This is a genomic window from Tsuneonella sp. CC-YZS046, assembly GCF_035581365.1.
GTDB lineage: Bacteria > Pseudomonadota > Alphaproteobacteria > Sphingomonadales > Sphingomonadaceae > JAWKXU01.
In genome coordinates, this window is record NZ_CP141590.1 from 1,474,869 (window position 1) to 1,496,365 (window position 21,497).

At 64.5% G+C, this 21,497-nt stretch carries 26 protein-coding genes and 1 tRNA gene; 6 read left to right on the forward strand and 21 right to left on the reverse strand.

The genetic code is table 11. The features are described 5' to 3' along the window. Nucleotides 1-36: 36 nt before the first annotated feature. The 9 genes from rplS to U8326_RS07270 all read right to left on the reverse strand — a co-directional run bounded on the left by rplS (nt 37) and on the right by U8326_RS07270 (nt 5,187). Nucleotides 37-417, reverse strand: a complete 381-nt coding sequence (gene rplS, locus U8326_RS07230) for a 50S ribosomal protein L19 (RefSeq protein WP_324743273.1) — start codon at nt 415-417, stop codon at nt 37-39. A 13-nt stretch (nt 418-430) separates the two neighbouring features. Next, complete coding sequence (trmD, locus tag U8326_RS07235; protein ID WP_324743274.1) at nt 431-1,162, reverse strand: tRNA (guanosine(37)-N1)-methyltransferase TrmD; 732 nt, start codon at nt 1,160-1,162, stop codon at nt 431-433. A gap of 114 nt (nt 1,163-1,276) precedes the next feature. Next, a complete protein-coding gene (locus tag U8326_RS07240; protein WP_324743276.1) occupies nt 1,277-1,663 on the reverse strand; it encodes a type II toxin-antitoxin system VapC family toxin in 387 nt (128 codons plus the stop codon). Then, nucleotides 1,663-1,935 carry an antitoxin gene (locus tag U8326_RS07245; RefSeq protein WP_324743277.1) on the reverse strand — a complete coding sequence of 91 codons (273 nt, stop codon included), beginning with the start codon at nt 1,933-1,935 and terminating at the stop codon, nt 1,663-1,665. The genes U8326_RS07240 and U8326_RS07245 overlap by 1 nt, the downstream gene beginning before the upstream one ends. A gap of 30 nt (nt 1,936-1,965) precedes the next feature. Further along, a complete protein-coding gene (gene rimM / locus U8326_RS07250; protein ID WP_324743279.1) occupies nt 1,966-2,457 on the reverse strand; it encodes a ribosome maturation factor RimM in 492 nt (163 codons plus the stop codon). A 5-nt stretch (nt 2,458-2,462) separates the two neighbouring features. Then, a complete protein-coding gene (gene rpsP / locus U8326_RS07255) occupies nt 2,463-3,020 on the reverse strand; it encodes a 30S ribosomal protein S16 (RefSeq protein WP_324743281.1) in 558 nt (185 codons plus the stop codon). A gap of 32 nt (nt 3,021-3,052) precedes the next feature. Further along, nucleotides 3,053-4,516 (reverse strand): signal recognition particle protein, encoded by a 1,464-nt coding sequence (gene ffh / locus U8326_RS07260; RefSeq protein WP_324743282.1) that lies wholly within the window; start codon nt 4,514-4,516, stop codon nt 3,053-3,055. A gap of 116 nt (nt 4,517-4,632) precedes the next feature. Next, nucleotides 4,633-4,708, reverse strand: a tRNA-Ala gene (locus U8326_RS07265). A 149-nt stretch (nt 4,709-4,857) separates the two neighbouring features. Continuing rightward, entirely contained in the window at nt 4,858-5,187 is a 330-nt protein-coding gene (locus U8326_RS07270; RefSeq protein WP_324743284.1) for an FYDLN acid domain-containing protein, read from the reverse strand. 200 nt (nt 5,188-5,387) lie between these two features. Here U8326_RS07270 and aroA point away from each other — a divergent pair, with 200 nt between their 5' ends. From aroA to U8326_RS07285, 3 genes are read left to right on the forward strand one after another with little or no spacing between them, the layout of a single operon-like run. Continuing rightward, a complete protein-coding gene (gene aroA, locus U8326_RS07275) occupies nt 5,388-6,710 on the forward strand; it encodes a 3-phosphoshikimate 1-carboxyvinyltransferase (RefSeq protein ID WP_324743286.1) in 1,323 nt (440 codons plus the stop codon). Beyond that, nucleotides 6,707-6,961: a CBU_0592 family membrane protein gene (locus U8326_RS07280; RefSeq protein WP_324743288.1), complete on the forward strand. Its 255-nt coding sequence runs from the start codon at nt 6,707-6,709 to the stop codon at nt 6,959-6,961. The genes aroA and U8326_RS07280 overlap by 4 nt, the downstream gene beginning before the upstream one ends. Next, entirely contained in the window at nt 6,958-7,578 is a 621-nt protein-coding gene (locus U8326_RS07285; protein WP_324743290.1) for a d(CMP) kinase, read from the forward strand. The genes U8326_RS07280 and U8326_RS07285 overlap by 4 nt, the downstream gene beginning before the upstream one ends. A gap of 6 nt (nt 7,579-7,584) precedes the next feature. On the opposite strand, the gene U8326_RS07290 is transcribed toward U8326_RS07285, so the two are convergent. From U8326_RS07290 to U8326_RS07300, 3 genes are read right to left on the reverse strand one after another with little or no spacing between them, the layout of a single operon-like run. Beyond that, on the reverse strand, nt 7,585-8,367 hold the full coding sequence (locus U8326_RS07290; protein WP_324743291.1) for a sulfite exporter TauE/SafE family protein: 783 nt from the start codon (nt 8,365-8,367) through the stop codon (nt 7,585-7,587). A 7-nt stretch (nt 8,368-8,374) separates the two neighbouring features. After that, nucleotides 8,375-8,899 (reverse strand): rhodanese family protein, encoded by a 525-nt coding sequence (locus U8326_RS07295; RefSeq protein ID WP_324743293.1) that lies wholly within the window; start codon nt 8,897-8,899, stop codon nt 8,375-8,377. Between the two features lie 6 nt (nt 8,900-8,905). Further along, nucleotides 8,906-9,220, reverse strand: a complete 315-nt coding sequence (locus tag U8326_RS07300; RefSeq protein ID WP_324743295.1) for a metalloregulator ArsR/SmtB family transcription factor — start codon at nt 9,218-9,220, stop codon at nt 8,906-8,908. A 71-nt stretch (nt 9,221-9,291) separates the two neighbouring features. On the opposite strand from U8326_RS07300, the gene U8326_RS07305 reads away from it, so the two are divergent. Together U8326_RS07305 and rpsA are read left to right on the forward strand one after the other, a co-directional pair. Next, nucleotides 9,292-10,164 (forward strand): MBL fold metallo-hydrolase, encoded by an 873-nt coding sequence (locus U8326_RS07305; RefSeq protein ID WP_324743296.1) that lies wholly within the window; start codon nt 9,292-9,294, stop codon nt 10,162-10,164. 489 nt (nt 10,165-10,653) lie between these two features. Next, on the forward strand, nt 10,654-12,354 hold the full coding sequence (gene rpsA, locus U8326_RS07310; protein WP_324743297.1) for a 30S ribosomal protein S1: 1,701 nt from the start codon (nt 10,654-10,656) through the stop codon (nt 12,352-12,354). 725 nt (nt 12,355-13,079) lie between these two features. Here the strand turns inward: rpsA and U8326_RS07315 are convergent. The 8 genes from U8326_RS07315 to U8326_RS07350 form a co-directional block, all read right to left on the reverse strand. After that, complete coding sequence (locus U8326_RS07315; protein WP_324743298.1) at nt 13,080-13,664, reverse strand: hypothetical protein; 585 nt, start codon at nt 13,662-13,664, stop codon at nt 13,080-13,082. Further along, nucleotides 13,657-14,151 carry an ATPase gene (locus U8326_RS07320; protein WP_324743300.1) on the reverse strand — a complete coding sequence of 165 codons (495 nt, stop codon included), beginning with the start codon at nt 14,149-14,151 and terminating at the stop codon, nt 13,657-13,659. Before U8326_RS07320 ends, U8326_RS07315 begins: the two co-directional genes overlap by 8 nt. Before the next feature lie 82 nt (nt 14,152-14,233). Next, the gene (locus tag U8326_RS07325) at nt 14,234-14,461 is read right to left on the reverse strand and encodes a F0F1 ATP synthase subunit C (protein WP_324743301.1); all 228 of its coding nucleotides are present in this window, start codon (nt 14,459-14,461) and stop codon (nt 14,234-14,236) included. Between the two features lie 44 nt (nt 14,462-14,505). Further along, nucleotides 14,506-15,264 (reverse strand): F0F1 ATP synthase subunit A, encoded by a 759-nt coding sequence (locus U8326_RS07330; RefSeq protein WP_324743548.1) that lies wholly within the window; start codon nt 15,262-15,264, stop codon nt 14,506-14,508. 118 nt (nt 15,265-15,382) lie between these two features. Continuing rightward, entirely contained in the window at nt 15,383-15,700 is a 318-nt protein-coding gene (locus U8326_RS07335) for an AtpZ/AtpI family protein (protein ID WP_324743549.1), read from the reverse strand. 185 nt (nt 15,701-15,885) lie between these two features. After that, entirely contained in the window at nt 15,886-16,293 is a 408-nt protein-coding gene (locus tag U8326_RS07340) for a YdbL family protein (RefSeq protein ID WP_324743302.1), read from the reverse strand. Next, nucleotides 16,293-16,511, reverse strand: a complete 219-nt coding sequence (locus U8326_RS07345; RefSeq protein ID WP_324743303.1) for a YnbE family lipoprotein — start codon at nt 16,509-16,511, stop codon at nt 16,293-16,295. Before U8326_RS07345 ends, U8326_RS07340 begins: the two co-directional genes overlap by 1 nt. Before the next feature lie 47 nt (nt 16,512-16,558). Continuing rightward, nucleotides 16,559-19,780 (reverse strand): YdbH domain-containing protein, encoded by a 3,222-nt coding sequence (locus tag U8326_RS07350; RefSeq protein WP_324743304.1) that lies wholly within the window; start codon nt 19,778-19,780, stop codon nt 16,559-16,561. 37 nt (nt 19,781-19,817) lie between these two features. Between U8326_RS07350 and radC the strand changes: the two genes are divergently transcribed. After that, nucleotides 19,818-20,555 (forward strand): RadC family protein, encoded by a 738-nt coding sequence (radC, locus tag U8326_RS07355; protein WP_416385522.1) that lies wholly within the window; start codon nt 19,818-19,820, stop codon nt 20,553-20,555. Here radC and U8326_RS07360 read toward each other — a convergent pair. Next, nucleotides 20,529-21,488, reverse strand: a complete 960-nt coding sequence (locus U8326_RS07360) for a fatty acid desaturase (protein ID WP_324743306.1) — start codon at nt 21,486-21,488, stop codon at nt 20,529-20,531. The two genes, radC and U8326_RS07360, sit on opposite strands and share 27 nt — an antisense overlap. Nucleotides 21,489-21,497 lie beyond the last annotated feature (9 nt).

Sequence of the window (21,497 nt, forward strand, 5' to 3'; positions counted from 1 at the left end):
CAGGACGCCCCTTGCAACTCGCTTGGGCGGGAGGTTTCAGCCCTCCTGGCCGGCGCTCTGATCGCGCCGTTCGGCGATGCGCGCGCGTTTACCTGTGCGGCCGCGCAGGTAATAGAGCTTGGCCCGCCGCACGACACCGCGACGGACGAGGGTAATGCTGTCGATATTCGGGGAATAGAGCGGGAACACGCGTTCCACGCCTTCGCCGAAGCTGATCTTGCGGACAGTGAAGTTGCTGCCAAGGCCGCGATTGGAGCGGGCGATGCAGACGCCTTCGAAATTCTGGACGCGGGTGCGTTCGCCTTCAACGACGCGCACGCCGACACGGACGGTATCGCCCGGGCGGAAATCGGGGATGTCCTTCCCCTGAACGAATTGCTCGATCGCCTCGGCTTCGAGCTTCTGGATGAGGTTCATGTCCTCATATCCTTCACTTTTCGCGCCGCGCGCCAGAGGCAGGTCGGTCCCGAGCGCCCCTGTGACGCTCCCAAAGGTCCGGCCTGCGTAACCGTGTGTCTTCTTCCGCCCGGAGTTTCCTCCATGCGGCGATTTTCGCATGATCCCCCGATCGCAGCACTTCAGGGATCGTGCGCCCTTCCCAATCAACTGGTCGGGTATAATGCGGATATTCGAGCAAGCCTTCCTCGAAGGACTCTTCATGTCCGCTTTCGGTCGCGCCCATTACGCCGGGAAGCAGGCGAATGCAAGCGTCGAGCACCATCAGCGCGGCCGGCTCTCCGCCCGACAGCACGATATCGCCGACGGAAACCTGCTCGACCGCGCGCCCCTCGAAGATGCGTTCGTCGAAACCTTCGAATCGGCCGCACAGAATCGTCACTCCGGGACCGCCAGCCAGCTCGCGAATCCGCTCCTGCGTGATCGGCTTGCCGCGCGGCGTCATCGCCAGCACCGGGCAATCAGGATGGAGCGCAAGGGCATGGTCGATCGCCCGGCCCAGCACATCGACCTTCAGCACCATGCCGGCGCCGCCGCCGGCCGGCGTGTCGTCCACCGTGCGATGCTTGTCCGCCGCGAAATCGCGAAGCTGGACCGTTTCGAGCGACCACGCGCCTTCTTCCCGCGCCCGCCCGGCGAGCGAAACGCCCAGCGGACCGGGGAACATCTCCGGATAGAGCGTGATGATGGTGGCGGCGAAGGTCATTCCGCAAAGCTTTTCACGAAACCAGACATGAAACATCGCCCCGCAGCTTTCTTGCCGCAGATGCCCGCAGGGCAGGCGCCAACAGAACCGGAGCCATAAGGAGCGGAAATTCCATCATACCGTCCAGTTCTCGACCTTCAGACCCGGCACGTCGGCGAAATCTCGCCCGTTTCGAGTCACGAGCGTCAAATCCAGTTCCAGCGCCTGCACGCCAATCAACCGGTCGAAGCTCTTTCTTCGCACGCCGATCTGCTTCACAATCGATCCGTAACGCCTGGCACATGCCAGATCGAAATCGACGATCTTCACGCTCGCAACGAAGATGTTGATTCTCTCGGCATCGCGCTTGGGATCTTGCGAACGTTTGGAGCCGACCATCAGCTCACCGACGCTGATCGACGATACCGACAAATTCTCGAAATGCTCGCCGATGCGAGCCAACAGGCGTTCGCTCCTGCCATCGAGGAAATCGATGCAGGCGTTCGTATCGAGCAGGTACATCAAGCCACCGCCGGTCGATCCGATGGACCATCCCAATCATAGTCGTCCTGCTCGATATCCCCGCGACCTTCGGACATGAAGCCGGGCGACATGCTGCCATAAAGGCTCAGAAAGACCTTCTTGGTATCGCTGTCTTTCCAGATGCTGAGACTGCCGTCAGCATGAGGCACGATCACGACCTCATCGCCTTCGGCAATTCCAAGCGCCTTGGGCAGACGCATCGCTACCGAATTGCCCGATTTGAAGGTCTTGGTTGTCCATTCGCGAGTCATACGTCGCTCCGTATATCTCGGATGTATATACTATTCGGCAAAGGCAGCGTCAATCACGAGGCCCTCGGGATCGCTCCATTCCGGCACCGCTTCCTCGCGCATCGGCACCATGAAGCGCTTGCCGTCCGGTTTCTCGATTTCGAGGACATCGCCCGCGCCGAAATTCTCGACGGCAACGCATTTGCCCAACGCCTCTCCGCTGGTGGAGATCGCCGGCAGGCCGATCAGGTCCGCGTGGTAATATTCGCCCTCCTCCAGCGGCGGAAGGGCGGAACGAGGAACCGTTAGGGCCGTGCCTCTCAGCTTCTCGGCTGCGTTTCGGTCGGTGATCTCGGCAAAGCGGGCGATCGCCCCGCCCTTGTTGTCGCTGCGCAGCTTTTTCAGCGTCAATGCGCCGTCATTGAAGCTCTTGAAGCGGGAGAGCGCATCCACGCCCTCCCCGAACAGCTTGAGCCGGACTTCGCCCGTCACGCCATGCGCGCCGGCAACGGCGGCGATCGTGACGGGTTTGTCGCCAGCCAAGGGCCTCAGCCTTCGGCCTGTTCCTCGCCAGCCGCTTCGGCGGGCGCTTCCTCGGCCGGAGCTTCCTCGGCCGGAGTTTCCTCGGTAGCAGGAGCTTCCTCCGTAGCGGGGGCTTCCTCGGCAGCAGCCTGTTCAACGGGAACCTCGGCAGGAGCTTCCTCCGCAGCGACTTCCTCAGCCGGAGCGTTGGCGGCTTCCTCGGCAGCCTTGGCCGCTTCTTCCGCTTCCGCGATCTTGCTGGCGCGTTCCTCGGCACGATCCTTGGCCTTGGCGCCCGGTTCACCCTTCTTCGGGTTGTTGCGGGCGGCGCGTTCCTTCACGCCCGCGGCGTCGAGGAAGCGGGCAACGCGATCCGTCGGCTGCGCGCCGACGCCCAGCCAGTAGCGCGCGCGATCCTCATTCAGCTTCACGCGGTTTTCATCGCCCTTGGGCAGAACCGGATTGTAGGTGCCGATCTGCTCCAGATACTTGCCGTCGCGCGGGCTGCGGCTGTCGGCCACCACGATCCGGTAATAGGGACGCTTCTTCGCGCCACCGCGCGACAAACGCATTGCAATTGCCATTTGTATAACCTTTCTTCTGTAACCCTATGTAATCACTTCTTGTTCAGCAAATTCTGCAAGTCGGGCGGAAGCTGGCCTCCACCCAATCCGGGAAGCCCGGGACCGCCGCCGCCAAGGCCCGGCATGGCGGCGCCGAGGCCGCCTTTTCCGAACAGGGCACCAAGGCCCTTGAGCCCGCCCATCTTCTTGATCTGCTTCATTGCCCGGCCCATCTCCTGATGCATCTTCAGGAGCTTGTTGATGTCCTGCACTTCCGTGCCGGAACCGGCGGCAATGCGCTTCTTGCGCTTGGCGTTGAGCAATTCGGGGCGCTGGCGTTCCTTCGGCGTCATCGAGCCGATGATCGCGTCCATCCGGAGCAGGACCTTGTCGTCCATGTTCGAGGCCGCCATCGCCGCCTTGGCCTTCTTCATGCCCGGCATCATGCCCGCCAGCATGCCGAGGCCGCCCATATTCTGCATCTGGCGGAGCTGGGTGCGCAGGTCGTTCATGTCGAACTGACCCTTGAGCATCCGCTCGGCGAGCTTCTCCGCCTCTTCCTTCTCGACGACGGCGGCCGCCTTCTCGACCAGCGAGACGACATCGCCCATGCCGAGAATGCGATTGGCCACGCGCCCCGGGTGGAACGGCTCGATCGCGTCGATCTTTTCGCCGGTGCCGGCGAACTTGATCGGCTTGCCAGTGACGGCGCGCATGGACAGCGCCGCCCCGCCCCGGGCATCGCCATCCATCCGGGTGAGGATGACGCCGGTCAGATCCACTTCGCCGGAGAAGCTCTGGGCGACGTTCACAGCATCCTGGCCGGTCAGCGAATCGACCACCAGCAGCACTTCCTGCGGGCGGGAGATGGCGGCGACCGCCTTCATCTCCGCCATCAGCGCATCGTCGACATGCAGGCGACCCGCCGTATCCAGCAGCAGCACATCGATCGCCTGGAGCTTCGCGGACTGAAGAGCACGGGTGGCGATATCCACCGGCGCCTGCCCCGCAATGATCGGCAAGGTGGCGACGCCCACCTTCTCCCCCAGCACGGCAAGCTGCTCCTGCGCGGCGGGGCGATTGACGTCCAGCGACGCCATCATCACCTTCTTGCCCTGCTTGTCCTTGAGCAGCTTGGCGATCTTGGCGGTGGAGGTGGTCTTGCCGGAGCCCTGAAGGCCGACCATCATGATCACGACCGGCGGAACCGCGTTGAGATCGAGCCCGACCGCCTCTTCCGCGCCCTCCGCATCGCCGCCCAGCATGGCGACCAGCTCGTCGTGGACGATCTTGACGACCTGCTGCCCGGGAGTGACCGACTTCAGGACATGCTGGCCGACAGCCTTTTCCGTGACATTGTCGATGAAGCGGCGGGCCACCGGAAGCGCCACATCGGCCTCCAGCAGGGCGATCCGCACTTCGCGCATGGCGGCGCGGACATCTTCCTCGCGCAGCGCGCCGCGCCCGCGCAGCTTGTCGAACACGCCGCCGAGACGATCTGAAAGGCTGTCGAACATGGCCTTCGTCACTCCTTCGCGGCCTGCCGGCCACCGAACGCGAAAAACGCCGGCGGACGAAACCTCGTCGGCCAGCGCGGGGAATATCCCCTATGAAACCCGTACTATCTTATGAATGGTGGAGCCTAGCGGGATCGAACCGCTGACCTCTACAATGCCATTGTAGCGCTCTCCCAGCTGAGCTAAGGCCCCGTTCCATTCATCGGCACGCTCTGGGGAACATGCCTTGCCGCGCCTTCCGGCCCGGGACGCCGCCTCTAGTAGCGAGCCCCGGAATTGGCAAGAGGGATTTTCGACCTGCGAAGGAAAGCGCGGATCGGCATCCCCATGCCGTTGGAAGATCAGCTGTCGTCCTCGTCATCGTCGCCGGACGTGCCGACACCGAGGTCGTCGTCCCCGCCGAGATCGACATCATTGTCAGGCGAATCATCGTCATCGACATCGACGTCGATGTCCAGATCGTCATCCGCCAGATCGGCATCCTCGACCTTCGCCTTGTCTTCCTTCTCGATTTCCTCGAACGGAATGGGCTGCTTCGATTTCAGGACCGGCTCGGGATACCAGTGCTCACCGCATTCGATGCAGTTTACCGGGTCTTCCTTGCCAAGGTCATAGAAACGGGTGCCGCATTTCGGGCAGCTGCGCTTCGTGCCCCATTCAGGCTTTACCATCGAAAATCCTCAATTTGCCTGCCCCGGGGGGCACTGGCTGGACAAATGAATCACATTATAGCGGAAGCTCCCAGATGGAGCGCGGCGCGCGCCTTGCCATAGCGCGCAGGCGCTGTCAAAAGCCGCGCGCAATCCAGGCCCTCATCAACAAGGGTATTCCAGCTTTGTCCGCTTCCCGATCATCCCACCGATCCTCCGCCATGCATGCGCGCCGCTTCCGCCCTTCCGGGCCGCTGCTCGGCACCCTCCGCGTGCCGGGCGACAAGTCGATCAGCCACCGTGCGCTGATGCTGTCCGCCCTGGCCGTAGGCGAGAGCCGCATCTCCGACATGCTGGAGGGCGAGGATGTGCTGGCCACCGCCGCCGCGCTGCGGGCCATGGGCGCGACGATCGAACGCGACCGGATGGGCGACTGGCTGGTCCATGGCGTGGGCGTGGGCAGCCTGTTGCAGCCCCGGGCCGCGCTGGAGATGGGCAACAGCGGCACTTCCACCCGCCTGCTGATGGGCCTCATCGCCAGCCACGCCATCACCGCGACCTTCACCGGCGACGCAAGCCTTTCCAAACGGCCGATGGGCCGCGTGACCGAGCCGCTCTCCCTGATGGGGGCGGAAATCACCGCCAGCCCCGGCGGCACCCTGCCGCTGATGATCCGGGGAATGTGCCCCGCCGTCCCCATCGAATACAGGCTTCCGGTCGCCTCGGCCCAGGTCAAGAGCGCGGTGCTGCTGGCCGGGCTGAACACGCCGGGAATCACCACCGTGATCGAGCCGGTGCCGACGCGCGACCATTCGGAACGCATGTTGAAAGGGTTCGGCGCCGATCTGGAGGTGGAGGAACAACAAGGCACCCGCATCATCCGCATTCGCGGCGAGGCCGAGCTTCAGCCCCGGACCATCGTCGTGCCGGGCGATCCATCCTCTGCCGCGTTCTTCGTCACCGCCGCCCTGCTGGTGCCGGGCAGCGACGTGCTGATCGAGAATGTCGGACTGAACCCGACCCGCGCCGGGCTTTTCTCCGTGCTGCGCGCCATGGGCGGGCGGATCGAGGAAGTGAACCCCCGCGAGGTCGGCGGCGAGCCGGTGGCCGACTTGCGCGTCACTCATTCGCCGCTGAGCGGAATCGCGGTCGATCCCGCGCTTGCCCCCAGCATGATCGACGAGTTTCCCATCCTGTTCGTCGCCGCCGCGCTGGCCGAGGGCACCACCGTCACCAGCGGGCTGGACGAGCTGCGCGTCAAGGAATCGGACAGGCTGGCCGTGATGGCCGCGGCCCTCGCCGCCGCCGGGGCGCGGGTGGAGGAACGCGAGGACGGGCTGGTCATCCATGGCACCGGGGGCGAACCCCTTTCCGGAACGCCGGAAAACGGGCAGCCTATCGCCACCCATCTCGACCACCGCATCGCCATGAGCATGGCGATTGCCGGGCTGGCCAGCGCAAGCGGCGTCGAAGTCGACGACACCACCCCCATCGGCACCAGCTTTCCGGGCTTCGAGGGGCTGCTGGACGGCCTTTGCGCATGAGCCCGGAGATGGCGAACCTGTTCGGCTTCACCGGCATGGCCTGCATCATCGGCGCCTATGCCTACATCACCTGGCACGCGCAGCCGAACCCGTTCATCCAGCACGGCGTCAACCTGCTGGGCGCCTGCCTGCTCACCGTTTCGCTGCTGGTGAACCTCAATCCCGCCTCGCTGGTGCTGGAGGGCTTCTGGGCCGCCATCGCCATCTGGGGCCTGGCGAAGGCGCTGGTTGCACGAAAGCGGGGCGCATGATTATCGCGGTCGACGGCCCCACCGCTTCGGGCAAGGGCACCATCGCCCGGGCGCTGGCCCGGCATTTTGGCCTGCCCCATCTCGATACCGGGCTGCTCTATCGCGCGGTCGGCCAGCAGCTCGTCCGCAACGGCGGCGATCCGGACGATCCGATGGATGCGCTGGCCGCCTGCGCCTTCCCCGAAAGCCTGCTTGCCGACCCCCGCTTGCGCAGCGAGGGCGCGGGCGGCATCGCCAGCCGCGTTTCGATCCACTCAGCGGTGCGCGCGGCGCTGCTCGAACGCCAGCGCGCCTTTGCCCGCCAGCCCGGCGGCGCGGTGCTGGACGGGCGGGACATCGGAACCGTGATCGCCCCGGATGCCGATGTGAAGCTGTTCGTCACCGCATCGGTCGCGGCGCGCGCGGTCCGGCGCTGGAAGGAAATGCGCGAGCGCGGCGAGAACCGGACCCTGGATTCGATAGAGGACGATCTGCGCGCCCGCGACGAGCGCGACACCACCCGCGCCCAGGCTCCGCTGGTTGCGGCGACGGATGCGATCATCCTCGACACGTCGGAGCTGGACCGGGACGACGCCATCGCCGCCGCCATCGCAATCGTGGAACGGCACCGCGCCTGACGGCAGTCAGCTTGGCGCCCCGAACGCCACATAAAGCCCGACCGCAATCACGATTGCAGCGAATATCCGCTCCAGCAGGTTCTTCCGGCTCGCCAGCCTGCGCCCCAGGGCAATTCCGGCGGCAGCGCCAGCCACACCGCCCCCGGCCAGCAACGCCGTCAGCGGCCAATCCACCAGCCCCGACAGGGCGTAGGATGCCGCCGTGGTCAACCCCAGCGCGGTGACGACCAGCAGCGAAGTGCCGATCGCATTGGGCAACGGCATCGCGGTGGCCAGCATCAGGCCCGGCACGATCAGGAAGCCGCCCCCGATCCCGAAGAAACCGGCGGCAAGCCCCACCCCGACACCGATGGGGAGCAGCCGGGGCAGGAGATAGCCTGCGCTCTGGCGCGTCAGACGCACGTCAGGCGCTTCCGCCGCCCTCCGCTTGCGCAGCATGGAAATGCCCACGCCGATCATCAGCAGGCCGAACAACATCAGCAGCCGCTTGCCATCCAGAGCCTTGCCCAGCTCCGCACCCATCGCCGCGCCGATCACGCCCGCCATCGCGAAGGCGCTGCCGCAGCGCCATTTGACCATCCCCGCGCGGGCATGGCCGGCCAGGCTGGCGGCCGCATTGGCGGCAACGGCAATCGCTGCGGTGCCGATCGCCATATGCGTCGATCCGATCCCGACGACATAGACCAGCAGCGGCACCGCCAGAATGGAGCCGCCGCCGCCGACCAGACCGAGGATCAGGCCGATCAGCCCGCCCGACAGCAGCGCGGCGACAACCGTCGCGATGGTCATGCCCGGCCTATGCGCCCTGCCGGAAGCCCCGGTTCCACGGCATATGGCGCAGCAGGCTGGCCATGCCGCACCAGCCGGTCGCCCCGGCCAGCATCAGCCCCGCTCCGACGAAGGCGGACAGGGCGAAGAAGCCCGGCCCGGCGAGGAAGCCCAGGGCGACGCCCAGCAGGACCAGACCGCCGGCCCCGAGCTGGACCTGCCGCATGATTTCGAGGGGCTGCTTCCTATCGACGGAAACCGGCAGCCCCGCCTTGCGCCACGCATCCATGCCGCCTTCGACGATGTAGCAGGGCGCATCCCGCGCCGCCCCGGCCAGCAGATCGGCATTGGCCGCCGTGCGCATGCCGGAGCGGCAATGGAAGATCACCGGCTGCGCGCAGGGCGGCAGGCTGCCGATCCGCGACAGCGGCACATTGACGGCCCCGGGGATATTTTCCCGCGCGTGCTCGTCTTTGTCCCTGATATCGACAAGCAGGGCGCCCGCTTCGATTTTCCTGCGCGCCTCGGCCGGAGAGATGGTGGTTATGGTCATGGCGGATCATTCCTCGCAATAAAGTTGATAGAGCGTGGCGAGCAGCGTTTCGGTCCTCGGATCGGCGATCCTGTACCAGAGCGTCTGGCTCTCGCGGCGGAAGCCGACCAGCCCTTCCTCGCGCATTCTGGTGAGATGCTGGGAAAGCGCGGATTGTGACAGGCCCACTTCCCGGGCGAGATCGGTCACGGTCATTTCCCCATGCTGGACCAGCTTGCAAAGCACCATCAGGCGCCGGGCATTGCCGATTGCCTTGAGCTGGGCGGCGACCGCGCCCGCCTTTTCCTCGAAAGTCGCAAGATCCATCGGCGGCTTGAGCATTACATTACTCCATTAGCTCTTGCTAATGTAGCATATACTAATATATAAGCAAGGCCTGAATGGAGGTTTCAATGCGCCAGCCACTCATCGAAGCGTTCTTTGACGAACCGACCAATACCATCAGCTACCTCGTGGCCGACCCCGCCACCGGAGAAGCGGCGGTGATCGACCCGGTGCTCGATTTCGACCTAGCCAGCGGCGAAGCCGATACGCGCTCGGCCGGGCGGATCGTCGAGCAGGCCGCCAACAAGGGCTGGCGCATAGCGATGGTGCTGGAAACCCATGCCCATGCGGACCACCTTTCGGCGGCGCCGTTCATCAAGGCGCGCACCGGCGCATGGATCGGGATCGGCGAGTATATCCGCGACGTGCAGAAGATATTCCGGCCGGTGTTCGCCATGGACGATCTGGCCACCGACGGATCGGATTTCGACCGGCTGTTCGCGGATGGGGAGCAATTCCCGCTGGGCGGGCTGACGGTCGAGGTGATGCATGTGCCGGGGCACACCCCCGCCGATGTCGCCTACAGGATCGGCGATGCGGTCTTCGTCGGAGATACGCTGTTCATGCCGGACTACGGGACCGCCCGCGCCGACTTTCCCGGCGGAGACGCGCGGAGCCTTTATCGCTCGATCCGGCGGGTGCTCAGCCTTCCCGGCGATACCCGCCTGTTCCTGTGCCACGATTACAAGGCGCCGGGCCGCGACGAATACCGCTGGGAAACCACCGTGGCGGAACAGCGCAAGGCGAGCGTGCATGTCCATGACGGGATAACCGAGGACGAATTCGTGGCGATGCGCGAAGCCCGCGACGCCACGCTCTCCGTGCCGAAGCTGCTGCTGCCCTCGATCCAGGTCAATGTGCGGGCCGGGCGCTTCCCCGCGGCGGAGGCCAACGGGGTGAGCTATCTGCGCATTCCGGTGCGGCCCAAGGCCGACGCCTGAGCCGTTGGCATTATGCCTTGGCGAGCGCGGCCCGCCGATTCCATTTTCCTACCGGCGCGCGCTCTGGCAGGTTGCGAAACGGCTCCTTCGCATCGTCGGCCCATCCCCCCGAGCGGCAGGCCCGCGCCGCGCAATCGCGCGGGATCGCCATCGCCCGACAGGGAAAGGTTTTTCTTCCCAGAACAGTGTCAACCCTGTCACCCCCCTCGCCCGTTTGCGGCCATCCATCCCATTTTCCTTGCTTTCCCGCCGCTTTTCCCCTAGGCGCGCGTCCGTCCGAGCGGCTGAGGTCCGCCGGGCGGCTTTCGCGAAAATGTGACGGCCGGTTGCCGGGCTTTCCCGCCCTGCCCTGCCCGTTCCTTTCCGGCCCCGCCTGGCGCTGAGACGCAAGGGTGCCGCGCCAGGTATTCGGCCTGCGCGGCGGTTCGGCCAAACAGACCGGCGGAAACAACCGCTTGGCCGGAAAATGTAAGTCAGGATATCTAATTTATGGCCACTTCGGCAAATCCCACGCGCGACGATTTCGCGAAACTCCTCGAAGAACAACTCGGCGGCGCCGACAGCGACGGCTTTGAAGGCCGCGTCGTGAAGGGCACCATCACCGGAATCGAAAACGACAAGGTCGTGATCGACGTCGGCCTCAAGAGCGAAGGCCGCATCCCTCTCCGCGAATTCCAGCATGGCGACGGCGTCACCCTCAATGTGGGCGATGAAGTCGAAGTGTTCGTCGATCGCGTCGAGAACGCCGATGGCGAAGCGATGCTCAGCCGCGACCGCGCCCGCCGCGAAGCCGCGTGGGACAAGCTCGAAAACGAATTCGGCGAAGGCAAGCGCGTCGAAGGCCGCATCTTCGGCCGCGTCAAGGGCGGCTTCACGGTCGACCTCGACGGCGCCGTGGCCTTCCTGCCCGGCAGCCAGGTGGACATCCGCCCGGTTCGCGACGTGACCCCGCTGATGGACATGCCGCAGCCCTTCCAGATCCTGAAGATGGATCGCCGCCGCGGCAACATCGTGGTTTCCCGCCGCGCAGTCCTCGAAGAAACCCGCGCCGAACAGCGCAGCGAGCTGATCGACAAGCTCTCCGAAGGCCAGGTGATCGAAGGCGTGGTGAAGAACATCACCGATTACGGCGCCTTCGTGGACCTGGGCGGCATCGACGGCCTGCTCCATGTCACCGACATGAGCTACAAGCGGGTCAACCACCCGAACGAGGTGATCAATATCGGCGACACCGTCACCGTCCAGATCATCCGCATCAACACCGACACGCAGCGCATCTCGCTCGGCATGAAGCAGCTTGAAAGCGATCCGTGGGATGGCGTGGCCGCCAAATATCCGATCGGCGCCAAGCTGAGCGGCACGGTCACCAACATCACCGAATACGGCGCCTTCGTGGAACTGGAAGCAGGCATCGAAGGTCTGGTCCACGTTTCCGAAATGAGCTGGACCAAGAAGAACGTCCACCCGGGCAAGATCGTCTCGACCAGCCAGGAAGTCGATGTGGTGGTGCTGGAAGTCGATTCCGACAAGCGCCGCATCAGCCTCGGCCTCAAGCAGGCCCAGCGCAATCCGTGGGAAGAATTCGCCGAGAAGCATCCGGTCGGCTCGACCGTGGAAGGCGAAGTCAAGAACGCCACCGAATTCGGCCTGTTCATCGGCCTCGACGGGGACGTCGACGGCATGGTCCACATGTCCGACATCGCCTGGGGCATTTCCGGCGAGGATGCGCTGGCGCTGCACCGCAAGGGCGAGCAGGTTTCGGCCGTGGTGCTCGACGTGGATGTCGAGAAGGAACGCATCAGCCTCGGCATGAAGCAGCTTGAAAAGGGCGCTCCGGCCGCCGGCGGCGCTGGCTCGGGCGGCCTGAAGCGTGGCGATGTCGTCACCGTCACCGTTCTCGAAGTCCGCGATGGCGGCCTCGAGGTGCAGGCGGGCGACGATGGCGCGACCGGCTTCATCAAGCGCTCGGACCTTGGGCGCGACCGCGACGAGCAGCGTCCGGACCGCTTCCAGGCCGGCCAGAAGGTCGACGCCATGGTCACCGGCTTCGACCGCTCGAAGAAGCCGAACTTCTCCGTCAAGGCCCGCCAACTGGCCGAGGAAAAGGAAGCCGTCGAACAGTACGGTTCGTCCGATTCCGGCGCATCGCTGGGCGACATCCTGGGCGAAGCGCTCAAGCAGAAAGACTGATCGCAGCGGGGTTCTCCCCCGCCAAGCAGGAAAAAGGCCCGTCCGCTCTCGCAGCGGGCGGGCTTTTTCTTGGGGAATGGAGGATGGATTGGGGAGCGGTTTGAAACGCAACGGGGTGGAATGCAGTCAACCAACGATGATCGCGATTGCGAGCATTACTGCGCCTCTCTAGTGGTCTACTTGCTGGTACTCGATCTTGACCCCACTCACTTTGCTTCCCTGTTGAAAGATGCGGGACTTGGCAGCGTAGCGGATCAGAAGATGATCCGGCCCCAGCCATCTCATATCCACCCAAGGCCCCCGCCAATCGCCCAACGAAGCTGCCCCGTTATTGTCGTCCGCTCGATAGGTGTTGCCGCTACCTATGGGAGTTTCGCCGAGCTCCAAGACAGAGATTTGGGTTGAGAAACCGGTCGTTGCTCCACAATCACGCTGAAACAAGGTCGCAACATGAGAGCGGTCAGGCGATAAAATGCAAGATACAACCGCATTTTGGCAAGCATCGGAACATCCACTGCACATCAGCAACGCGAAAAAATGCAGGGCTCCCCTCATCCCAGCAAAAGTAGCTTGGCATCAGTTCCCGTCAACAAAAGGTTTCAGGATGATAACGCTACCGTTCTCAAGTCGTTAGCAAACCTCGGTGGCGCATCCTTCATCCCCAACAACAAAAAGCCCCCCGCAATGCGGAGGGCCTTGTAGCGCGTCAGTTCAGCGGGATCGCGTCAGATCGCGGAAATAGCCTCGTCGACGAGCTTGCGGTCCGCTGCCGCGTCATGCTTTTCCGAAATGAGGCCCCGCGCGGCGGCGGCGGCGGCACTCGCGGCCTTGGCGCGCAATTCGTCGACCGCGCCGCGTTCGGCAGCGGCGATCTTGTCTTCCGCCATCTTCTGGCGGCGGGCGATCATCGCTTCGCTGTCCGCCTCGGCCTTGGCGACGATCTGTTCCGCCTCGACCTTGGCATGGTCGAGCATCGCCGCCGCATCCTTCTCGGCATTGGCGATCTTGTCGGCATATTCCTTGCGCAACGCCTCGGCTTCCGCGCGCAGGGTCTTGGCTTCCTCGAGCTGCTTCCTGATCTCGGCGATCTTGGTATCGAGGCCGCCCACGATGAGGCCCGGCACCTTCTTCCACACCAGAATGCCGATGAAAACCAGCATGGCCAGCGAAACCCAGGCAGCCGGCCCGACGATGCCGAACGCGACGGGAGCGGCATGCCCCGCGCCGTGAGCGGCATCATGTTCGACGGTGGCGCTCATTTCGCCCGGTTCGCTGTGTCCGGCATGTTCGACGGCGGCGGGATTAGCCATGGCTCAATGCATCCTTCACAGCGCTCTTGGCGGAGGCAGGAGCGATATCGATCCCGGCCAGGCGGCGAACGATGTCCTGCGCGGCCTCGCTCGCCACATCCTCGATCTCGCCAAGCGCGGCGGCACGAGCCTGGGAAATACCCGCCTCGGCCTCGGCCAGCTTCTGATCGATACGGGCCTGCGCCGCGGCAAGTTTCTTTTCGGTCTGCGCCGCCGCCTCGGCCTTCGCCTTGGCGATCAGCGCCTGGGCGGAGGCGCGATTTTCATTCTCGCGCTTGCGCCACGCCTCTTCCTGTTCATCCGCCTGAGTCCGGGCGGCGTCCGCCGCCGCAAGATCGTCCGCGATCTGCTTGTCGCGCAGAGCCACGGTATCCATCACCTTCGGAACCATGCCCTTGCCGATGACGAAGAAGATGAACCCGAAGAAGATGAGCACCCAGAAGATCTGGCTGGAATAGGTTTCCGCGAGTTGGGCAATCTGAGGCATCGTCAGCTTCCGAGGGTCAGGCGAGAACGGATCTGGGCCGGCCGGAGGCTATCCCCGGCCGGTCCGGCTTCAGTCTGGAATGTCAGGCGACGAAGATCAGGATCATCGCGACGACGAACGAGAGCAGGCCGAGAAGCTCAGCGGCGGCGAAGCCGATGAACAGGCGGCCCTGCTGGCCGTCGGCCGCACCCGGATTGCGCAGAGCGCTTTCAAGGAACGAACCGAAGACGTTACCCACGCCGATGGCGGCCATGCCGGCGCCAATCGCAGCGAGGCCAGCACCGATCAGCTTCGCGCTTTCTGCTTCCATTTCCATAACTCCTTTTCAGAATCTCGTGTAAAAATAACAGATTGTCAGTGAAGATTTTCAGCGTCGTTGATGTAGAGCGAAGCCAACAACGCAAAAACATAGGCCTGGATGCCCGCCACCAGGATTTCCAGCGCGCAGATCGCGACCATCAGCACGAAGCTGAGCACGCTGACCACGGGGCCGATGCCAAGCCCGGCATTGAAGCCGTTGATGACAAAGCCCGAAAGCACTTCCAGCAGAACGTGACCGGCCATCATCGCGACGAAAAGCCGCAGGCCGAGGCTGAACGGGCGCACGAGGAAGCTGACCAGCTCGATCACGAAGATCAGCGGAATCATCGGCAGCGGCGTGCCATGCGGCACGAACAGCGAGAAGAAGTGAAGGCCGTGCTTCCAGAAGCCGACGATCAGCACGATCGCAAACGACAGGATCGCAAGGACCCCGGTCACGCTGAAATGGCTGGTGAAGGTGAAGGCATGAAGGCCCAGAACGCCGATCGGCAACAGACCCAGGATGTTCGCGAACAGAATGAACATGAAGATCGAGAAGATATAGGGGACGTATTTGCGCCCTTCCTTCCCGACATTGGCGGCCAGCATATCGTCGATGAAGCCGGTGAAGCTTTCCACGGCCATCTGCCAGCGGCCCGGCACGAGCTGGCGCTTCATTCCGCCCGCCACGAAGACCCAGAGCGCGATCGCCGCGAAGGCCATCCATAGCGCACTGTTGGTGAAGGCGATGTTATAGCCCGCGATTTCCCAGTTGTTCGAGCCGAACAACGGCTCGATGGTGAACTGGTGCATCGGGTCGACTTTGCCTTGCTCGGCTGCCACGCGTTCCGTCCCTGTCAATCCGGCCCTGAAATTCGGCCCAGCAAACTCGGAGAATGTGCGAAAGCCCCCTTCCTGCCCCATTACAGGGTCAATCGGGAGGCCGGTTCGCCATCCGGAAAATGTTCCTGAAGGCAACGATGATTCCGAGGAACATCATCACCAACAGGCCCCAGGGCGCCGTTCCCGCAAACCGGTCGATTACCCAACCGATCAACGCGCCGCCACCGATACCCCCGATGAGATCCGCCAGCACCCGGTTGCCCATGCGATAATTCGCATCGGCCCCCTGCACCTGCGGCTTGCTGCGCTCCTCTTCTCGCTCGCGCGCGGCTTTCAACCGCTGGTCGAGCGCGTCAATTCGCGCATCTTCACCGATGGGTTCCCGATCGGACGGCTTATTGCTCATGCCATGCTCCATTCAAGAGGTCGCGCGGCACGGGCAATAGCTGCCCGCCAAGGGCGCCGACCCCTTAGGCGGGGGGTAAACTCAAGTCAACCGCGACTGAACGCGATTACTCAACCACTTAATAAAAATCCTCCCCACAGCCATCTGCCATGGGGAGGATCATAAGCCACAATGCGCCCCTGCCGTCAGGGGCAGCGGCTATCCCGCTGCGGCGGGCCGCTGCCGCGGGTCTGCCAGCTGCCGTCCGGAGCCTGGTATTTCTCGCCCGGCGCGGTGCGCGAAATCGCCAGGCAGCCGGCGGTGAGCGCATATTCCTCCAGCGTGGCGTTGGCCGCCTGCGCCTTCTGGGCATATACCGCGCGGCGCTTGATGTTGATGTCCTTCACCATCTTGTCGAGATCCGGCGTGGACGCCCCGACGATCCCGAGATAGCCGTCCATCTTCTCGCCCACCTTGCCTCCGGAGCGAGCCGCCTCATAGGCGGGATCGCGCTGCGCCAGCGCGGTCCCGGCAAGGCCCGCCAAGGCCAGCGCCACGGCGCCCGCCGCCAGCCCCAGCTTCCCGATCCGCTTCTTTTCGCTCATGCGCCTCATCAGAAAATCTCCGGATTGTCCTGTATCGTGCCCGCGGCATCATCCGCCAGGCGATAGATCACTTCCTGCCTTATGTTGATGTTAAGCTCGATGACGATCGGCTTGTCAGGCGCATTTACGGAAATGCACCCGCCCAGCGCCCCCGCGCCCATCACCAACATCGCGACCAGCCCGCCGGCCAAACGCGTGCCCCCCAGCATTCCGGAACCTTTCCTCATGGCCACGCTTGTTGCAGCCGGAATGTTCGAGGTCAATTCATGCTGGTTCATGGCAGGCCCTCGCTGTCTGACGGCTGAATGGCGGATTCATGCGATGTTTTCTCCTCCCGCTTCACGGATGACAGCGACCGGGTCGCGCCCGGAACGATTGGCTGGCCATTCTGATCGACCAGCCCAAGCTCCCTGGGATCGCGCACGAAGGCAGGGTCGTACATGGACTTGAAGGTCGTAATCAGCTTGTAGAAGGGCGCGTGGATGTTGACATTGAAGCGCACCGGCAATTTGGCGATCTGCTTGGTAAGGAAGTTCTGCGTGGTCCCGGTTCCCTGCTTCACCCCGTCGAAGCGGACACGGGTAACGAAGTCGCCGGTCAGCTCGCCATCCATCGCGATCGTCATGTCGGTGTAGTTGAGCGACCGCAGGGCGTCGAAGGCGAAATTCGCCATCGCCGAGAGATCCTTGTAGCTCAGTTCCCCGACATAGGCGACATTGCCCCCCGGCGAACGCGAAACCAGCATCCCGCCCTGCAGGTGCCCGCCATCCTTGTCGAACACCAGGGGCAGCGTGCCGTCGAAGGTGCCGGTGGCGCTGATATTGGCCAATTCCATATGCTCGACGAACTGGCCGGCATCCAGCCCGGTGATCTGCAGCACGAAGCGGCGCGTTTCGGTGGCTCCCATGGGCAGGCTGGCGGGCTGCATCACCAGCGTTCCGCCCATGAAGGGCCAGGTCGCGTTCTCTATCGCCATGATATTTCCCGGGCGCAGGGCGAACACCAACTCCCCGTTCAGGACTTCGATCCCCGGGTTGATGCTGGCTATCTTGAGACGCTGATCGGGCGCGGTGACGAGATTGAGCAGATCGGTGAAAACCACCGTGCCCGACAGACCTTTCACAGGGCCGAAAGCGGCGGCGAAATCCAGCCCGGAGGTGGAGAAGCGGCCGCTGCTCCTCACCGCTGACTGGTCCCACTCGATCCGGCCGTCTCCAAGGACGGTTCCCCTGGCATTGGCGACCACGCCCAGGGCCAACCCGGTCAATGTATCCGGCTGCAAGCGGTTGTCGAACACCAGGCCGTCCACCGCCAGATCGGCCTGGCCCGCGCCGGAGCCGAGATCGTGACGGATCGCTATCCGCGTGATGTTCCGCCCGGATTTCGGCTCCTGCAGCAAGGCATCGGCGGTAATCACATTGTCGGACAGATCGAGCGAGGCGCCGGTGGCGATCAATGGCTCGAACCGATCCAGCGCTTCCCTGTCCTCGACCCGCAGGCTGGCGTTGCCGAGACTGAGGCGGCCATTGGCGAAGCGCCAGTCCCCGGACGCCTGCAGAACATCGAACGGAACCTGGTAAAGCTGGAAATCCGCCCCGTCGAACCGCCCGGCGACATCCTTGCCGATCTTCGCGTCCAGATTGGCGAGGCGGAACCGGGTGGCCGTCTCCTCCGGCCCCAGCACCACATCGAGATCGCGGGCGGCCAGCACGCCCGGCACCGCGAAGCCAAGCGGGCCGGAGCGGATGCGGATCGGGCTTTCGCCGAGCTGGCCCGCCACGTCCAGCCCAGGCGAACCGGCCGCGATTCTCGTGCCGGCAGCATTGCTCAGCAGTATGGGGCCTCCGCGCGGCGGGCACAGGGTCAGCCCCCGGCGCTCCAGCGCGAGGCCGGCAAGGGCCAGCCGGTCGAACCGGATCTCCGTGCATTTGCGCCAGACCGCGAGTCCCTTTCCGGGTGACCAGTTGCCCGAAACCGGCAGGACCAGCCCCTTTGCCGATCCGCCCGGCAACGCTCCTTCGGCCAGGGCCTGCCCGGCAAAACCAAGCGCGCCATCGGAATGCTGAACGAGATACAGCTCGGGCACGGCAAGACTGCCGCCGCCCGCGCGATACTCGGCCATGGCCAGACGCAATTGCGTGCCCGCCGCACCCTGCTGTTCGATCCGGCCGGTGATCTGGGGAAGGCCCATACCCCCGGTCACGAAATTGCCCGCCAGGCGTGGCGCGCCCTTGCCATCGCTGCCCATCAGGAATCGGGACAGCGACAGGAGAGTAGCTCCGCTGCCCCCCCGCAAGCTGGCCTGGGGGACGATCAGGCTGAAGCCATCCGCCGTCTTGCGCAGCGTGGTCTGGGCAACCAGGCGACTTCCCCGCCCCTCCCGCACCAGGGCAAGGCGGATGCGTTCGGCCATCGGCGCCAGCAGCGTGCCCTCGCTGCTTCGTTCCAGATCGCGCAAGCCCGTGTCCAGGCCGGAGCCAAGACGCACGCCATTCGCCTCCCAATCGCTTTCCCATTCCAGCCGGGCCATCCCGGCCCTGCCGCGCAGGCTGCCCTTCCCGGTCAGCAAGGCGGCGGCGATCTGGGAACTTTCGATGCCTCGGGCGGCGACATCGTAATTCAGGGCCAGAGTGTCATTGCGCCAGCTTGCGCTACCCTGCCCGTTGATGCCTGACAGGCCGGCTTGCCCGAATCCGGCGGCGCCATTGCGCCAATCGAACTTCGTATCCAGCCCCGCGAGATCGGCATCGCCCTTCACGTCGAGCGCGACAGCCGCATCGCGCATCAGCATCTGCTGCTGCGGACAGGCGAGCGAGGCCACGCGCAATGGGCCGGATATGCGCGGGCGGGCGCGTTGAACGGAAACCTTGCCGTAAAGCGTCGCCCGGGAAAGCGCGCAGCCTTCCCCGAAAAGGTGGGGCGCGCTGACGGCGAGGATGCCGGAAAATCCGCCGCGCAGATTGCCCTTGCCATCGGCCTTGATTCCGACCGGGCCGAAATCGGTTTCCAGCAGGCCGCGGCCATCGACCAGCGCGAGATTTATGTCCGGCAAGCCTTGCGACGGCTCTTCCTCCCCGGCGAAAATCAGCGGATCGAGCGCGCCGAAGCTCAGTTTCCCTTCCCGATAGGAACCGTAAACCCTTGGCCGGGTGAGCTTTACCTGCCCGATTCGCGGGAAGCCGAAGCGATAGCGGATGGAGACTTCGGCGCGTTCGATGGTGGCGTCGGGACGCCTTGCATCGCCCACCACGATATTGCTCAGGACCTGATCGCCCGGGCCGATGGATTCGATCTTGTAGGTCGCCGGGATGCCGAGGCTTTCGAGCTGGGACGCGATGATGTTGTCGGCGATGTCCTCGCGCGTGATCCATGCGTAGAGCACGGCGATCCCGAGAACTCCGAAGAAGCCGAGCAGCACCCTGGGCCATAGCCGCCTGCGCGGACCAGCCTTCCCCCCTTCGGCTATCTCGTCACCTTCATCCTGCGGTTCGGCCATCTCTTCTCACACTTGCGCGCAAGCGCCCGCAAAGGCAATGCGTTCAAAGCCTGAAACGCAAGATGAACGAGGAAGTTGCAGGGTGGGGGAAAGCGGCGCGGACCCGAAAGATACGGCGGGCCATCGCGCGCGCCTGCGCCGCCGGCTCCTTCAGGGCGGAGCGGACGCGCTGGCCGATCACGAGATCATCGAATATCTGCTGATGACGGTCATTCCCCGGCGCGACGTGAAGCCCATCGCCCATGCGCTCATGCGCCGCTTCGGAGGGCTGGCCGGGGTGCTGAACGCCGATCCGGCAGCCCTCGCCGGGCATCCGGGGCTTGGCGAAACCAGCGCCGCCGGGCTGAAGATCGTTTCCCTGGCGACCCGCCGCCTCGCCCGGGAGCAGGTCGACCGGCAACCCGTGCTGGGAAGCTGGCAGGCGCTGATCGACTATCTCCACATCGACATGGCGCATCTCACGGTGGAGCGCGTCCGGGTGCTCTATCTCAACGCGCAGAACGTGCTGATCCATGACGAGCATGTCTGCGACGGCTCGCTCGACGAAGCGGCGATCCACCCGCGCGAAGTGATCCGCCGCGCGCTCGACCTCGGCGCGGCGGCGCTGATCCTCGCGCATAATCACCCGTCAGGCTCGCCGGAGCCGAGCCGGGCCGACATCCAGATCACCAACCGCATCGCCGAAGCCGGGCGGCTGCTGGGCATAGTGGTTCACGATCACGTCATCATCGGCCGCCAAGGCCACGTTTCACTGCGGGCCAAGGGCCTGATCTGACGGCAATGCCGGTGGATGGATGGCCCGCCGCCCGCGCCCGTCCAGATAGGAAACCGCCGCCCCGTTGGCGATCAGGAAATCCTTCTTCGCCCGCCAGATCCGGCCATAGCGATAGAACGGCACGGTCGGGATCAGGTGATGGATCAGATGGTAATTCTGGAACAGCAGGACGGGCGTCAGCAACCGCTCGAACCCCAGGAACACTCGCGAGGCCTTGAACGCCCCGTCATCCCGCAAGGTGACGAAGCCGGGGGCGTGCGGCATGTAGCCGAACAGCAGCACGAACAGCATCAGCGAGATGCGCGACGGGATGAACCAGTAGAGGAAGATGTCGAGCAGATGGCCGGTCACGGCGGCCAGCGCCAGGATCAGCAGCGTCGCCGCCACCGCCGCGTAAGTGAAGGCTCGTTCCCGCAAAGGGCGGGTGTGGAACACTTTCACATAGGCGAAGGCCAGATGGTAATCGACGAACATCCAGGTGAAGAACTTGGCCCATGACGGATATTCGAAGACATAGGCGTCGGGGTCTTTCTCCCGGTCCCCGAGATACTGGTGATGCTGGTTATGCTCCCAGCGATAATAGACGCTGGTGAGGCAGGGCAGCACGGTGGCGCTGACGATGCTGCCGAACACGTCGTTGAAGGTCCTGTTGCGGCTGATGAGGCCATGCGCCGCTTCATGGACAGGGGTCATGGCATAGAAGCCGGCCACGCCGATGGAGAGGATGACCCACAGCGGCTCGTGCCGGTCCGTCAGGACCAGATACCAGCACCATGCGACCAGCGAAAGATAGCCCGCGCCGATCAGGAAGGTCGGCCAGGCAAGGAACGGCGTGCGGGCCATCTCCCTGACGAAGGGATCGGCCCGGAATTCCCGCAATGCCACGCTGTGATCCACGATTAAGGCCCCGGCATCTTCCCCTTTCGGGGGCATTCGCAACTT

Bases quoted from the DNA above. Each gene is read 5' to 3' on its own strand.
- rplS (WP_324743273.1), bottom strand. From the start codon at position 417: ATGAACCTCATCCAGAAGCTCGAAGCCGAGGCGATCGAGCAATTCGTT.
- trmD (WP_324743274.1), bottom strand. From the start codon at position 1,162: ATGACCTTCGCCGCCACCATCATCACGCTCTATCCGGAGATGTTCCCC.
- U8326_RS07240 (WP_324743276.1), bottom strand. From the start codon at position 1,663: ATGTACCTGCTCGATACGAACGCCTGCATCGATTTCCTCGATGGCAGG.
- U8326_RS07245 (WP_324743277.1), bottom strand. From the start codon at position 1,935: ATGACTCGCGAATGGACAACCAAGACCTTCAAATCGGGCAATTCGGTA.
- rpsP (WP_324743281.1), bottom strand. From the start codon at position 3,020: ATGGCAATTGCAATGCGTTTGTCGCGCGGTGGCGCGAAGAAGCGTCCC.
- ffh (WP_324743282.1), bottom strand. From the start codon at position 4,516: ATGTTCGACAGCCTTTCAGATCGTCTCGGCGGCGTGTTCGACAAGCTG.
- U8326_RS07270 (WP_324743284.1), bottom strand. From the start codon at position 5,187: ATGGTAAAGCCTGAATGGGGCACGAAGCGCAGCTGCCCGAAATGCGGC.
- aroA (WP_324743286.1), top strand. From the start codon at position 5,388: ATGCATGCGCGCCGCTTCCGCCCTTCCGGGCCGCTGCTCGGCACCCTC.
- U8326_RS07280 (WP_324743288.1), top strand. From the start codon at position 6,707: ATGAGCCCGGAGATGGCGAACCTGTTCGGCTTCACCGGCATGGCCTGC.
- U8326_RS07285 (WP_324743290.1), top strand. From the start codon at position 6,958: ATGATTATCGCGGTCGACGGCCCCACCGCTTCGGGCAAGGGCACCATC.
- U8326_RS07290 (WP_324743291.1), bottom strand. From the start codon at position 8,367: ATGACCATCGCGACGGTTGTCGCCGCGCTGCTGTCGGGCGGGCTGATC.
- U8326_RS07295 (WP_324743293.1), bottom strand. From the start codon at position 8,899: ATGACCATAACCACCATCTCTCCGGCCGAGGCGCGCAGGAAAATCGAA.
- U8326_RS07300 (WP_324743295.1), bottom strand. From the start codon at position 9,220: ATGCTCAAGCCGCCGATGGATCTTGCGACTTTCGAGGAAAAGGCGGGC.
- U8326_RS07305 (WP_324743296.1), top strand. From the start codon at position 9,292: ATGCGCCAGCCACTCATCGAAGCGTTCTTTGACGAACCGACCAATACC.
- rpsA (WP_324743297.1), top strand. From the start codon at position 10,654: ATGGCCACTTCGGCAAATCCCACGCGCGACGATTTCGCGAAACTCCTC.
- U8326_RS07315 (WP_324743298.1), bottom strand. From the start codon at position 13,664: ATGGCTAATCCCGCCGCCGTCGAACATGCCGGACACAGCGAACCGGGC.
- U8326_RS07320 (WP_324743300.1), bottom strand. From the start codon at position 14,151: ATGCCTCAGATTGCCCAACTCGCGGAAACCTATTCCAGCCAGATCTTC.
- U8326_RS07325 (WP_324743301.1), bottom strand. From the start codon at position 14,461: ATGGAAGCAGAAAGCGCGAAGCTGATCGGTGCTGGCCTCGCTGCGATT.
- U8326_RS07330 (WP_324743548.1), bottom strand. From the start codon at position 15,264: ATGCACCAGTTCACCATCGAGCCGTTGTTCGGCTCGAACAACTGGGAA.
- U8326_RS07335 (WP_324743549.1), bottom strand. From the start codon at position 15,700: ATGAGCAATAAGCCGTCCGATCGGGAACCCATCGGTGAAGATGCGCGA.
- U8326_RS07340 (WP_324743302.1), bottom strand. From the start codon at position 16,293: ATGAGGCGCATGAGCGAAAAGAAGCGGATCGGGAAGCTGGGGCTGGCG.
- U8326_RS07345 (WP_324743303.1), bottom strand. From the start codon at position 16,511: ATGAGGAAAGGTTCCGGAATGCTGGGGGGCACGCGTTTGGCCGGCGGG.
- U8326_RS07350 (WP_324743304.1), bottom strand. From the start codon at position 19,780: ATGGCCGAACCGCAGGATGAAGGTGACGAGATAGCCGAAGGGGGGAAG.
- radC (WP_416385522.1), top strand. From the start codon at position 19,818: ATGCGTTCAAAGCCTGAAACGCAAGATGAACGAGGAAGTTGCAGGGTG.
- U8326_RS07360 (WP_324743306.1), bottom strand. From the start codon at position 21,488: ATGCCCCCGAAAGGGGAAGATGCCGGGGCCTTAATCGTGGATCACAGC.